The following is a 13,148-nucleotide window of genomic DNA, read 5'->3' on the forward strand; positions in this document are numbered from 1 at the left end:
AGCACTTTTTTTTATAACAAACCGACTTTACTCTAGTTTAAAGCTCACACTTACATTGGCGATGATCTCAATCTCTCCAGCGGCCATTGTTTGTCTAGGAGATGCACCATCGGCTTCCATTGCCATCAATTTCATGGCATATACTGGCTGCGGATAGTATGTTTGTGAATTATCAGTAATAGTTATTGCTACGCCAACTTTTTGCCCTAAAACAGACACATATTCTTCTGCTTTAATTTTAGCATCTTTCATCGCTTGTTTGCGAGCGTCTGATTGGTATTGAGCCAATTTTGATGATTGAAAAGTCACATTGTCAATTCGATTTATACCTTGATCAACCAAACCTTCCATTAATTCGTCATACTTTGACAAATCTCTCAACAAAATCTCAACAGTTTGTGTAGCGTTATAAGAATGTTTCTTTTTTTCATAATCATATTGTGGATTCAAGGAAACTCTTTTGGTTTTATAATCTGCTGGAGCCAAATTCATGCTTTTAATTAATTTTAAGACAGCCTCCATTTGCTGATCATTTTGTTTTTTTACTTCTTTAGCATTATTTCCTTTGGTTTCCACTGTGGCCAAAATAGTAACTTGATCTGGAACTACTTTTATTTTTCCTTCACCCGATACGTTTACTTGAGGAATTGGTTTAATTTCTTGGCTGTACGCCAAAACAGTAAATAGACAGATGACAAACAAAATTGATTTTTTCATAATATTTATTTTTTATAGATTAAAAATTTATAGTTTACCCATTTTTGCCATTACAAAAAGAATAACAATAGGAATAGCAAGTAAAACGGTCATTAAAGTATGTTCTTGTATTAATTCAGGATTTCTTAGGAGAGTAATTAAATAGCCACCCATAGCTCCCCCAAAATGAGCCGTATGACCAATATTGTCATTTTTGGATCGCATTCCATAAATAGAATACAATAAATAGATAATTCCAAATAGATAAGCAGGAATTGGAATGATAAAAAACAGACCCAACATCATATCAGGTTGCAACAAAATAGCAGAATACAAAACTCCAGTTACAGCTCCTGATGCTCCTACAGCTCTGTAATTGTAATCATCGTTGTGAAAAAGCATAGTCAATAAACTTCCAAAAATCAAGCTTCCAAAATAAACTAGAGCAAATGAAAAATTTCCCAAATAATTTGTAACAACTGGAGCAAAGAAATAAAGAGTTAGCATGTTGAACAACAAGTGTGTCATGTCAACATGTAAAAATCCAGACGAAATCATTCGGATTTGTTCTCCTGCGCGAATACTGCCAACATGGAATTCATATTTTCTAAAAAAAGAAAGATCGTTAAATCCTTTATAACTTATCAGTACATTGGCGACAATAATTCCAATCAAAATGGCATTCATAAAAAGTAGGTTTTTAAAATTTAGTGTAAATCTAATTAATATTATATTTTGTATTAATAAAGAAATCATAAACTATTTCCATATGTAATTTAATAAACTATATTTGAAAAAATATATAAAATGAAATACATTGTTTATTTAATTGTTTACCCTATTCTTTGGTGTATTTCAATGTTACCCTTTCGATTACTCTATCTTTTTTCAGATTTCGTCTATATTATTGTTTATCAAATTATTGGTTACAGAAAAAAAACAGTACGAGCCAATTTAGCTCTGACTCTACCCCACTTATCCGATAATGAGCGTTTGATCGTTGAAAAAAAATTCTATCACCATATGTGTGATATGTTTCTTGAAATGATAAAAACAATGACTATTTCCAAAGAAGAAATTTGCAAAAGATATGTTTTTACAAATTTTGAAGTCTATGCTGAACTAGAAAAGCAAGAAAAAAGTATTGCTATTATGTGTGCGCATTACGCGAGTTATGAATGGGTTGTCTCAATGAACTACTTCACAAAATTTCACGGCTACGGTATTTATAAACAAATAAAAAACCCTCATTTTGACAAATTAGTTCATTCAATTCGTTCCAAATTTAATGCGACTTTGATTACTACCAAAGAAACAATACCTACAATTATAACCAATAACAGAAATAAAAAAATGTCTGTCTACGGTTTTGCCAGTGATCAATCTCCAAAAGAAAACAGCGCCCATCATTGGACTAAATTTATGGGAATTGAAGTACCAGTGCATACAGGTGCCGAAATGCTTTCTAAGAAATACAACATGAATGTTATTTTTCTTAAAACAAAAAAAGTAAAACGTGGATATTACGAAGCAACTATGGAAGTGCTTTCAGAAAATGCAAAAGAAATACCCAACTATGAATTGACCGATTTATTTTTAAAACGTGTTGAAGAGCAAATTTATGAATCTCCAGAATATTACTTGTGGACACACAAGCGTTGGAAACACAAAAGATAGTTTATTCAAAAGGTTGTGAGATTATATAATTGGTGATTCTCGAATTTCAAACAATTCGGAAAAAGATTATTTATTTATATTTGTATAAATTTTAAATAAATGCAATATCTCATATATATACTAGCCTATCCAATAATTTGGTTAATCTCGATGCTTCCTTTTCGATTATTATATTTGTTTTCTGATTTTGTTTATTTCATCGTATACCGAGTTATTCGATATCGTAAAAGAACTGTTCGTGAAAATCTATTTTTAGCATTACCTCATTTATCTGATCAAGAGCGATTAATTGTAGAAAAAAAATTCTACCATCACATGTGTGATATGTTTCTTGAAATGGTAAAAACCATGAATATTTCCAAAGAAGAAATTTGCAATAGATTTGTTTTTAAAAATATTGAAGTTTATAAAGAACTTGAAAAACAGGGAAAGAGCGTAGCTGTTATCTGTTCGCATTATGCCAGTTACGAATGGATTATATCGATGAATTATTATTCTGATTTTGCAGGGTATGGAATTTATAAACAACTAAAAAATCCCTATTTTGATAAATTAGTCCGTAAAATACGTTCTAGATTTAATGCCAAATTAATCACGACCAAACAGACAGTTCCTACTATAATTAATAACAATAAAAATAATATATTGGCTTTGTATGGTTTTGCCAGCGACCAATCTCCTAAGGCAAAAGGAGCAATGCATTGGTCAAAATTCATGGAAATTGAAGTTCCAGTTCATGTAGGTGCCGAAATGTTATCAAAAAGGTACAATATGAATCTCGTCTATCTCAATACCAAAAAAGTATCACGAGGTCATTACGAAGCTACTCTGGAAATTCTTTCTGATAATCCAAAAGAGGTTCCAAATTTTAAACTTACTGATCAGTACCTAAAACTTTTGGAAAAACAAATATATGAAGCCCCTGAATTTTATTTGTGGACACACAAAAGATGGAAATACAGAAGAAATAGTATTTAAGATTTTAGATTGCAGATTTCAGAATTTAAAATTTTGATTAAAAAAAAACTCACCTTTTCAAAAGAACTAACTTGAAAGGGTGAGTTTTTTATTTCTTAAAAACTTAGAATCTTAATTTCTTAGATTCTTATAGAGAAAACCAATCATGAACTAACGTATCTTCAATTGCATGGGAGTTTTTGTGTAAAAACTCATTGGTGTCTTTATTGTAATCATAATCCAAAGTCCAATTTTTATGACTTTCGGCTAGAGATTTAATGCTATTACAAACATATTCAATTTCGGCAGTTGTGGTAGTTGGGTGTATCGACATTCTAATCCAACCTGGCTTTCGGATTAAATCTCCTAAACTAATTTCATCAATCAATTTATTTGAAGCTTCCTGATCTACATGCAATAAAAAATGTCCATAAGTACCCGCACAACTACAACCTCCACGGGTCTGGATTCCGAATTTATCATTTAATAGTTTTACACCCAAATTAAAATGTAAATCTTCGATAAAAAATGAAATCACTCCCAATCTATTATGGTGTTGTCCCGCAAGAATCTTGATATTTGGAATATTTCCCAAAGAGTCAAAAACATATTCCACGATTTCGTGTTCGCGATTGAGAATATTTTCAATTCCCATTTGCTCTTTCAATTGAATAGCCAATGCCGTTTTGATTACTTGAAGAAAGCCTGGAGTACCACCGTCTTCCCTATCTTCTATATTGTCTATGTATTTATGTTCACCCCAAGGATTTGTCCAGGAAACAGTTCCTCCACCAGGACAATCTGGCACCATGTTGTGATATAATTTTTTATTAAAAACCAAAACTCCAGAAGTTCCCGGCCCACCCAAAAATTTGTGAGGAGAAAAGAAAATTGCATCCAAATATGATTCTGGATCTTCCGGATGCATATCTATTTTTACATAAGGACCAGAACAGGCAAAATCCACAAAGCAAACCCCGTTGTGCTGATGCATCAGTTTGGCAGCTTCGTGGTAAGGCGTTTTAATACCAGTTACGTTAGAACAAGAAGTTATGGAGGCAATTTTATAAGTTCTGTCTTTGTATTTATCCAATAAAACGGCGAGATTATCAATGCTAAAAAGCCCTTCCTCACATGAAGGAATAACTTCAACATCGGCAATGGTTTCAAGCCATGAAGTTTGGTTGGAATGATGCTCCATGTGCGAAATAAAAACAATTGGTTTTTTTTCGGCTGGAATATTGATATAATCTTTAAGGTTTTCAGGTACTTTTAAACCTAATATACGTTGAAATTTATTGACAACGCCTGTCATTCCGGTTCCATCCGTTATCAAAACATCATCTGAATTCGCATTGACGTGATGCTTAATGATGTTACGGGCATGATGGTACGATTTGGTCATTGCTGTTCCCGAAACGGTAGTTTCTGTATGGGTATTGGCAACAAAAGGTCCAAATTCATTCATCAACTTTTCTTCGATCGGACGATACAAACGGCCACTGGCTGTCCAATCGGTATAGATTATTTTTTTTTGGCCATAAGGCGATTCAAACTCTTGGTTTATTCCTATAATGTTTTCGCGGAATTGTTGAAAATATAATTCTAAATCTGTCAATCTTTCTGTAGCAATCATCGTGTTCAAATTTGGCTGTAAATATAACATTTAATATATAAAAGCCAATTTCATAAGTGCATATTGTAATTTTTTAAAACACTATACTTTTTGAATTATATTTACATTTTAAATGTCATAACCTTATTAAAACCATTAAAAACTAATCTATAAATTAACTCCATAACCTCTATGAAATCAAGTCGATTTACTTTCAAGGACAAAACGTTTCTTAAAACATTGTTCGTCTCCGTTTGGACCCTATTAATTTCTTTAAACTCCTATTCTCAAAAGTGGTCCCGAGATGGAAATTCGTATTATCGTATTGAGAAAAATGAAATTTCGGAATATTCTTTACCCCAAAATGCATCCAAAATTATCATCTCAAACAGTCAACTGACACCAAAAGGAAGTTCGACTCCATTGCAGATTAGTTACTTCTCTTTTTCAGAAGACCAACAAAAAGTGTTACTATTTACCAATACGAAAAAAGTGTGGAGGTTAAACACAAAAGGCGATTACTGGGTTTTGGATCTTAAAAGTGGTAATCTTACACAATTAGGGAAAACATTGCCTGAATCTTCCTTAATGTTTGCTAAATTATCTCCTGACAGCAAATCGGTGGCTTATGTAAGCAACAATAATGTCTATGCGGAAGACTTGGCTACTTCCAAAATAAAACCTTTGACCACAGATGGTTCTGTAACAATGATAAACGGCACTTTTGACTGGGCATATGAAGAAGAATTTGCCTGTAGAGATGGTTTTCGTTGGAGTCCTGACAGCAAATCGATTGCTTATTGGCAAATCGATGCCAGCAGTATTAAGAAATTTTATATGATTAACAATACGGCTGCCATTTACTCTGAGGTAATTCCAATAGAATATCCTGTGGTTGGAGAAGATCCTTCAGCTTGTAAAGTGGGAGTTGTAACCTTGGCAGACGCTAAAACAACTTGGATGAAAATCCCAGGAGTGGAAAATCAAAATTATATTGTCAGAATGGAATTCATTCCTGCAACAAACAATTTAATTATTCAACAACTTAACCGCAAGCAAAACAACAGCAAACTGTATGTAGCAGATGCATCCAATGGAAACAGTAAGGTTATCAATGAAGAGTCGGATGAAGCCTGGGTTGATGTTTTCCAATTAGGAAATCCTTATGCGATTGACTATACTAATAATTTTACTTGGGTAAATGATAACAAAAGTATTCTTTGGGCTTCAGAAAAAGACGGCTGGAGACATTTGTATCAGATTCCATTGAATGGAAAATCAGAAAATCTGGTAACAAAAGGCAATTTTGATATCATTGATGTGAAATATACAGACGCTAAAAATGGTTATGTCTATTTTCTGGCTTCACCCAATAATGCCACACAAAAATATTTGTATCGTACCAAACTAAATGGATCCAGTAATGCCGAATTACTAACCCCGCCAGCTTTAAAGGGAACACATAATTATAATTTTTCTTCAAACGGAAAATATGCTACGCATACCTTTTCAAATCATTTTACGAAATCTGCAAGTGAAACAATATTGGTTGAAAATCAAAAACCTCTGAACGAAAAAGAAAGTATTAATTCAAAACTGACTCAACTTCAGGAAAAACCAACTACCGAGTTTTTCAAAATCACCACCAAAGACGGTATTGAAATGGATGGTTGGATGGTAAAACCTAAAAATTTCGACCCTAAAAAGAAATACCCAGTAGTGTTTTATGTTTATACTGAACCTGCTGGAGCAACGGTTGCTGACGGCTATGGAGCTAGTCAAAATTTTCTTTACAATGGAGACATGACCGAAGATGGCTATATCTACATTTCTCTTGACAATAGAGGCACACCTGCTCCAAAAGGAAGAGCTTGGCGAAAAGCTATTTACAGAAAAATAGGTAAAGTAAACATCCAAGATCAGGCCATGGCAGCTACAGAAATATTAAAATGGAATTTTGTTGACCCCGAAAGAGTGGCTGTTTGGGGCTGGAGTGGTGGTGGATCGGCTACTTTAAATCTTATGTTTCAATATCCTGAAATATACAAAACTGGAATTGCAATAGCTGCTTGCGGTAATCTGCTGACTTATGACAATATTTACCAGGAGCGTTATATGGGCTTGCCTCAAGAAAATATGGAAGATTTTGTAAATGGCTCCCCTATTACTTACGCAAAAAACTTGCAGGGAAATCTACTTTACATTCACGGGACAGGTGATGACAATGTACACTACCAAAATGCGGAAATGTTAGTTAATGAATTGGTTAAATACAACAAACAATTCCAGTTTATGCCTTACCCAAACCGCACGCACAGCATTTCGGAAGGCGAAGGCACTCAGGAACATTTGTCAACACTTTACACTAACTATTTAAAAATGTATTGTCCTCCTGGCGGAAAATAATACTCCAGACAAAACTTTTAATAAATGCAAAACCCGACCTAAGTCGGGTTTTCTTTTATATTTCCAAAAATAGACTATGCCAGCTTTTTAGCCCTGATGGTAGCGGTATCCCTTCTCGTTTTTTCAACGAGATGGAATATAGTGGACAGCAGGAACTATGTGTACCGATAAAGCCTATTCATTCGCTCCTTCAAAATTTATTAGATTCCAGCAACAGCTTTAATTTCGTCGATAATTCGTAGTGCTAGAGAATCTGCCAATTGTTGGGTAGCAGCTTCAGTATAAATACGAATAATTGGTTCAGTGTTTGATTTTCTTAAGTGAACCCAATTATCGGCAAAGTCAATCTTCACACCGTCAATTGTGGTAATATCTTCGTTTTTATATTTTTCGGTCATTGCAACAAGAATAGCATCAACATCAAGTTGCGGAGTCAACTCTATTTTGTTTTTGCTCATATAATATTCCGGATAGGAAGCACGTAAAGCCGAAACCGACATTTTTTTGTTAGCCAAATGTGTCAGGAACAAAGCCACGCCCACCATACTGTCGCGACCGTAATGTGATTCTGGGTAAATGATTCCTCCATTACCTTCTCCACCGATGATTGCATTATTTTTCTTCATCAATTCTACCACATTCACCTCACCTACTGCGCTGGCTTCGTAGCTTCCGTTGTGTTTGTTGGTCACATCACGCAATGCGCGAGAAGATGACATATTAGATACTGTATTTCCAGGAGTTTTGCTCAAAACATAATCTGCACAAGCTACCAAAGTATATTCTTCACCAAACATTTCACCGTCTTCGCTGATAAAAGCCAAACGATCCACATCTGGATCAACTACAACTCCTAAATGCGCTTTTTCTTTAACCACTAACTCTGAAATATCCGTTAGATGTTCTTTTAAAGGTTCTGGATTGTGAGGAAAATGTCCGTTTGGTTCACAGTATAATTTTACTACTTCAACGCCCATCAATTCCAATAATTTAGGGATAATAATTCCTCCAGATGAATTCACGCCATCTACAACCACTTTGAATTTAGCTGCTTTTACAGCTTCAACATCCACCAACGGCAAGTTCAACACTTCGTCGATGTGAATATCCATGTAGGCATCATTTATAGTGATTTCACCCAAACTGTCCACGTCTGTAAAATCGAAAGCTTCGGCTTCGGCGATCTCAAGGATTTTTTCTCCGGCTGCACCGCTTAAGAATTCACCTTTCTCATTCAATAATTTCAATGCATTCCATTGTTTTGGATTATGTGAGGCAGTTAAAATGATTCCACCATCTGCTTTTTCCAATGGAACAGCAATTTCTACAGTTGGAGTTGTCGATAGACCTAAATCGATTACATCAATTCCCAATCCTACAAGTGTATTAATAACCAAATTGTGAATCATAGGGCCCGAAATACGGGCATCACGACCTACTACAACAGTTAACTTATCTTTTTTAGAATAATTTTTCAGCCAAGTTCCATACGCGGAAGCAAATTTTACGGCATCAACCGGAGTTAAATTGTCTCCTACTTTCCCTCCTATCGTTCCTCGAATTCCGGATATTGATTTTATTAAAGTCATTTTTTTGAATTAATGGTTATTTGCTACAAATATAAAAAAGTTACTGAGATTCTAAGTTTCTATGTTTTTATAAAATTTAGTTCTGATAAGATTGGTCCTTGAAAATTATATTTTAGAATTAATAAATTAAAAGTTTATACATTTACAAGAGAAAACTTAGAATCTCAATACCTAAGAACCTTAAGTAATTCCATAAAAATGAACTTCCTAGCCCACATCTATTTATCAGGAGACAATGATTTGATAAAAATCGGAAACTTTATGGCTGATGGAATAAGAGGGAAACAGTTTGAGAATTACCCCTTAGAGATACAAAAGGGAATTATTTTGCATCGTTTTATTGACACTTATACCGATGCGCATCCAATTTTTAGGAAAAGCACTAAGCGTTTACACGATAAATACCATCATTATGCTGGTGTAATTGTAGATGTGTTTTACGATCACTTTCTAGCAAAAAACTGGAATAATTATTCGGATGAAAGTTTGGTTGATTTTACAAATCATTTTTACCAATCGTTACGTGATAATTATGATTTTTTATCTGAAAGAACGAAAGGAATGATGCCCTATATGATTGAATACAATTGGCTTGTAAGTTATCAAACTATCGGGGGAATTAGTAGAATTTTGACACAAATGGACGGCCGAACCAAAAACGAGTCTAAAATGAGATTCTCATCTAATGAGCTAATTGAATTCTACACCGAGTTCGAACAAGAATTTATCACATTCTTTGAAGACGTAAGAATACATTCAAAACAAAAATTAATGACTTTATGAAGAAAATAATATTCTTAGCCACAATACTGTTCTTAAGTTGCAAGTCCAATGAAAAAATAGTTGAACCTACAGGTCAAGTGACTTCGAAAGCTATGGTCGTTTCGGCTCGAGAAGAAGCATCAAAAATTGGAGTTGAAATTTTACAGAAAGGCGGAAATGCTTTTGATGCTATGGTTGCCACCGAATTGGCATTGGCGGTAAGCCACCCACAAGCTGGAAATATTGGCGGTGGTGGGTTTATGGTTTTCAGAAAAGCCAATGGAGAAACGGGCGCTCTAGATTATAGAGAAAAAGCACCTTTATCAGCATCAAAAGATATGTATCTGGATGAAAAAGGAAAAGTTATTGATGGAAAAAGTACAGAAACAGCTTTGGCTTCAGGAATCCCCGGAACAATTGCTGGTGTATTTGAAGTACATAGAAAATATGGTTCTTTACCTATTGGCGAAATTTTAAAACCAGTTATTGCTTTGGCAGAAAGAGGTGTTATAGTTACCCAATTTCAAGCACAAAGTCTTGCAGATTACAGAGCTTCGTTTATAAAAGCAAACGGCCCAAATAGTTTATTTTCGAAAGTATATAAAGTTGGAGATACTATTAAATATTTGGCTTTAGCCGAAACATTGAAACGAATTTCAAAAAATGGTCAAGATGAATTTTACAAAGGTGAAACTGGACAGAAACTAGTTTCTTTTATAGCAAAAAAAGGAGGTCTTTTTACTCTTGATGATTTGGCAAAATATCAAGCAAAATGGAGAACACCTATCACTTTTAATTACAAAGATTTAAAGATAACTTCGATGTCTCCTCCTAGCAGTGGCGGTATTTGTTTGAATCAAATTATGAAGATGGTTGAGCCTTTTGATCTTGCCGAAATGGGACATAATAACATAAAAGCCATTCAGGTGATTACCGAAGCCGAAAGAAGAGCCTATGCCGATAGAAACTATTTCTTAGGAGATCCTGATTTTGTAAAACTTCCAATGAAAGAATTGCAAGATTCAACCTATTTAAAAAACAGAATGAGTAATTTTTCATTTGATAAGGCTACAAAATCTTCTGATGTTGCTCATGGTATAATTCAAGGTTATGAAAGTAAGCAAACAACCCATTATTCTATAGTTGATGCCAAGGGAAATGCAGTTTCGGTAACTACAACACTAAATGACAATTATGGTTCTAAAATCTATTGTGATGAATTGGGATTCTTTTTAAACAATCAAATGGATGATTTTAGTGCCAAACCCGGAGTGCCCAATTTATATGGTCTGACAGGATCAGAAGCCAATAGCATTGCACCCGAAAAAAGGATGTTAAGCTCTATGTCTCCAACTATTGTTGAGAAAAACGGAAAACTATTTATGGTCGTTGGAACTCCTGGAGGATCCACTATCATAACTTCGGTTTTACAAACAATTTTGAATGTTTACGAATTTGATTTGAGCATGCAAGAAGCTGTCAATGCACCACGTTTTCATCATCAATGGCTACCTGATGAAATCGTTTTTGAACCCAATTCTTTTTCAAAATCATTATTGGAAGATTTAAAAAAGAAAGGCTATATCATCAATGAAAAAAACAACCAAATTATTGGTGAAGTTGATGCTATTTTGGTGCTTCCAAATGGCAAATTAGAAGGCGGTGCTGATAAAAGAGGAGACAATAATGCATCTGGATATTAATTGATTTAAGAAAATGAAAAAAGCATCTATTTTAATACTATTTGTTTGTTTGAATAGTTTTTCACAAACAAATACAGCAAAAACCACAGGTCTTATTTCAGATAAAGCTATGGTCGTTTCGGCACGTGAAGAAGCTTCCAAAATTGGAACAGAAATTATGCAAAAAGGTGGAAATGCTTTTGATGCTATGGTGGCCACCGAATTAGCTTTGGCAGTAGCTTATCCCTATGCCGGAAATCTTGGAGGAGGAGGATTTATGGTCTTTCGCAAAGCAAATGGTGAAATTGGTTCTTTAGATTATAGAGAAAAAGCACCTTTGGCAGCTTCCAAAAATATGTTTCTGGACAAAGACGGAAAAGTAATCAAAGGAAAAAGTACAGAAAGCCCATTAGCAATTGGAGTTCCTGGTACTATTGCCGGTGTTTTTGCTATACATGACAAATACGGTTCAATTCCAATGTCCGAAATTTTGAAACCCGTAATTGCATTAGCTGAAAAAGGTGTGATTGTTACTCAAAGACAAGAAAAAAGATTAAATGATTATAGAGCTGCTATTATTAAGGCTAATGGAGAAAACACCAAATTCGCCGCAATTTATAAGCAAAACGATACTATTAAATATCCGATTTTGGCTGAAACGCTAAAAAGAATTGCCAAGAATGGGAAAAATGAATTTTACAAAGGGCAAACAGCCAAAACCTTGGTGAAATATCTTCAAGGAAAAGGTTCCATAATCACAATGGATGATTTGGCTAAATATGAAGCTAAGTGGAGAACTCCCCTATCTTTTAAATACAAAGATTTAAAAGTCATTTCGATGTCGCCTCCAAGTAGTGGTGGCATTTGTTTGGCACAAATTTTTAAAATGATTGAGCCATATGACTTATCCAAAATGGGACACAATTCAGATGAATCGATTCAGGTAATTGTGGAGGCAGAACGTCGAGCTTATGCAGACAGAAGCTATTTTCTAGGCGATCCAGATTTTGTAAAAATACCGTTGAAAGGCTTGATGGCTGATGATTATTTAAAACAAAGAATGTCAAGTTTTAATTTAGATAAAGCTACTTTATCTTCTGAAATTAAGGAAGGAAAAGTAACTTATAATGAAAGTACAGAAACAACTCATTACTCGATTGTGGATCAATTTGGAAATGCAATAGCGGCAACCACAACTTTAAACGACGGTTATGGATCAAAATATTATTGTGATGAATTGGGTTTCTTTCTAAATAATGAAATGGATGATTTTAGTTCCAAACCCGGCGAACCCAATATGTTTGGATTGGTTGGAAATGAAGCCAACAGTATAGCTCCACAAAAAAGAATGCTAAGCTCCATGACACCCACAATTGTCGAGAAAGACGGAAAACTTTTTATGGTTGTTGGCTCACCTGGTGGATCTACCATCATTACTTCGGTTTTACAAACGATTCTCAATGTTTATGAATACAATTTAGGAATGCAGGAAGCCGTGAATGCTTCGAGATTTCATCATCAATGGCTACCAGATGTTATCACATTTGAACCCAATACTTTCGATACAAACACTTTTGAAAAATTAAAATCCAAAGGATATATCATCAATGAAAAAACAACTCCAGTAATTGGAAAAGTAGATGCTATTTTGATTCTACCTGACGGTAAAATTGAAGGAGGTGCTGATTATAGAGGTGATGATAAGGCGGTTGGGTTTTAGATTGCAGATTTCAGAATAAAGAATTTAGAAAATAGATTTTTGAT

The 13,148-nt window shown here is 34.3% G+C and carries 10 protein-coding genes; 6 read left to right on the forward strand and 4 right to left on the reverse strand.

All coding sequences use genetic code 11. The features are described from left to right. Nucleotides 1-27 precede the first annotated feature (27 nt). Together J2W95_RS05200 and J2W95_RS05205 are read right to left on the reverse strand one after the other, a co-directional pair. Nucleotides 28-717, reverse strand: a complete 690-nt coding sequence (locus tag J2W95_RS05200; RefSeq protein ID WP_310004644.1) for an SIMPL domain-containing protein — start codon at nucleotides 715-717, stop codon at nucleotides 28-30. A 27-nt stretch (nucleotides 718-744) separates the two neighbouring features. Continuing rightward, nucleotides 745-1,383 carry a rhomboid family intramembrane serine protease gene (locus tag J2W95_RS05205; RefSeq protein ID WP_310004646.1) on the reverse strand — a complete coding sequence of 213 codons (639 nt, stop codon included), beginning with the start codon at nucleotides 1,381-1,383 and terminating at the stop codon, nucleotides 745-747. Nucleotides 1,384-1,503: 120 nt separating this feature from the next. On the opposite strand from J2W95_RS05205, the gene J2W95_RS05210 reads away from it, so the two are divergent. Both J2W95_RS05210 and J2W95_RS05215 read left to right on the forward strand, forming a co-directional pair. After that, a complete protein-coding gene (locus J2W95_RS05210; RefSeq protein ID WP_310004648.1) occupies nucleotides 1,504-2,373 on the forward strand; it encodes a lysophospholipid acyltransferase family protein in 870 nt (289 codons plus the stop codon). Between the two features lie 99 nt (nucleotides 2,374-2,472). Then, entirely contained in the window at nucleotides 2,473-3,351 is an 879-nt protein-coding gene (locus J2W95_RS05215) for a lysophospholipid acyltransferase family protein (RefSeq protein WP_310004650.1), read from the forward strand. 127 nt (nucleotides 3,352-3,478) lie between these two features. Here J2W95_RS05215 and J2W95_RS05220 read toward each other — a convergent pair whose 3' ends face one another. Next, nucleotides 3,479-4,966: an aminotransferase class V-fold PLP-dependent enzyme gene (locus J2W95_RS05220; protein ID WP_310004652.1), complete on the reverse strand. Its 1,488-nt coding sequence runs from the start codon at nucleotides 4,964-4,966 to the stop codon at nucleotides 3,479-3,481. Nucleotides 4,967-5,137: 171 nt separating this feature from the next. Between J2W95_RS05220 and J2W95_RS05225 the strand changes: the two genes are divergently transcribed. After that, nucleotides 5,138-7,351: a S9 family peptidase gene (locus J2W95_RS05225; protein ID WP_310004655.1), complete on the forward strand. Its 2,214-nt coding sequence runs from the start codon at nucleotides 5,138-5,140 to the stop codon at nucleotides 7,349-7,351. A 200-nt stretch (nucleotides 7,352-7,551) separates the two neighbouring features. On the opposite strand, the gene glmM is transcribed toward J2W95_RS05225, so the two are convergent. After that, on the reverse strand, nucleotides 7,552-8,940 hold the full coding sequence (gene glmM, locus J2W95_RS05230) for a phosphoglucosamine mutase (RefSeq protein WP_310004665.1): 1,389 nt from the start codon (nucleotides 8,938-8,940) through the stop codon (nucleotides 7,552-7,554). Between the two features lie 198 nt (nucleotides 8,941-9,138). Here glmM and J2W95_RS05235 point away from each other — a divergent pair, with 198 nt between their 5' ends. Genes J2W95_RS05235 through ggt (J2W95_RS05245) form a run of 3 tightly spaced genes read left to right on the forward strand, consistent with a single transcriptional unit; the run spans nucleotide 9,139 to nucleotide 13,104 of the window. Continuing rightward, the gene (locus J2W95_RS05235; RefSeq protein ID WP_310004667.1) at nucleotides 9,139-9,723 is read left to right on the forward strand and encodes an acyl carrier protein phosphodiesterase; all 585 of its coding nucleotides are present in this window, start codon (nucleotides 9,139-9,141) and stop codon (nucleotides 9,721-9,723) included. Beyond that, entirely contained in the window at nucleotides 9,720-11,405 is a 1,686-nt protein-coding gene (gene ggt / locus J2W95_RS05240; RefSeq protein WP_310004670.1) for a gamma-glutamyltransferase, read from the forward strand. The genes J2W95_RS05235 and ggt (J2W95_RS05240) overlap by 4 nt, the downstream gene beginning before the upstream one ends. Nucleotides 11,406-11,418: 13 nt before the next feature. After that, nucleotides 11,419-13,104 (forward strand): gamma-glutamyltransferase, encoded by a 1,686-nt coding sequence (gene ggt, locus J2W95_RS05245; RefSeq protein WP_310004672.1) that lies wholly within the window; start codon nucleotides 11,419-11,421, stop codon nucleotides 13,102-13,104. Nucleotides 13,105-13,148: the final 44 nt, after the last annotated feature.

This window comes from Flavobacterium granuli (genome assembly GCF_031456055.1).
Classification (GTDB): domain Bacteria; phylum Bacteroidota; class Bacteroidia; order Flavobacteriales; family Flavobacteriaceae; genus Flavobacterium; species Flavobacterium granuli_A.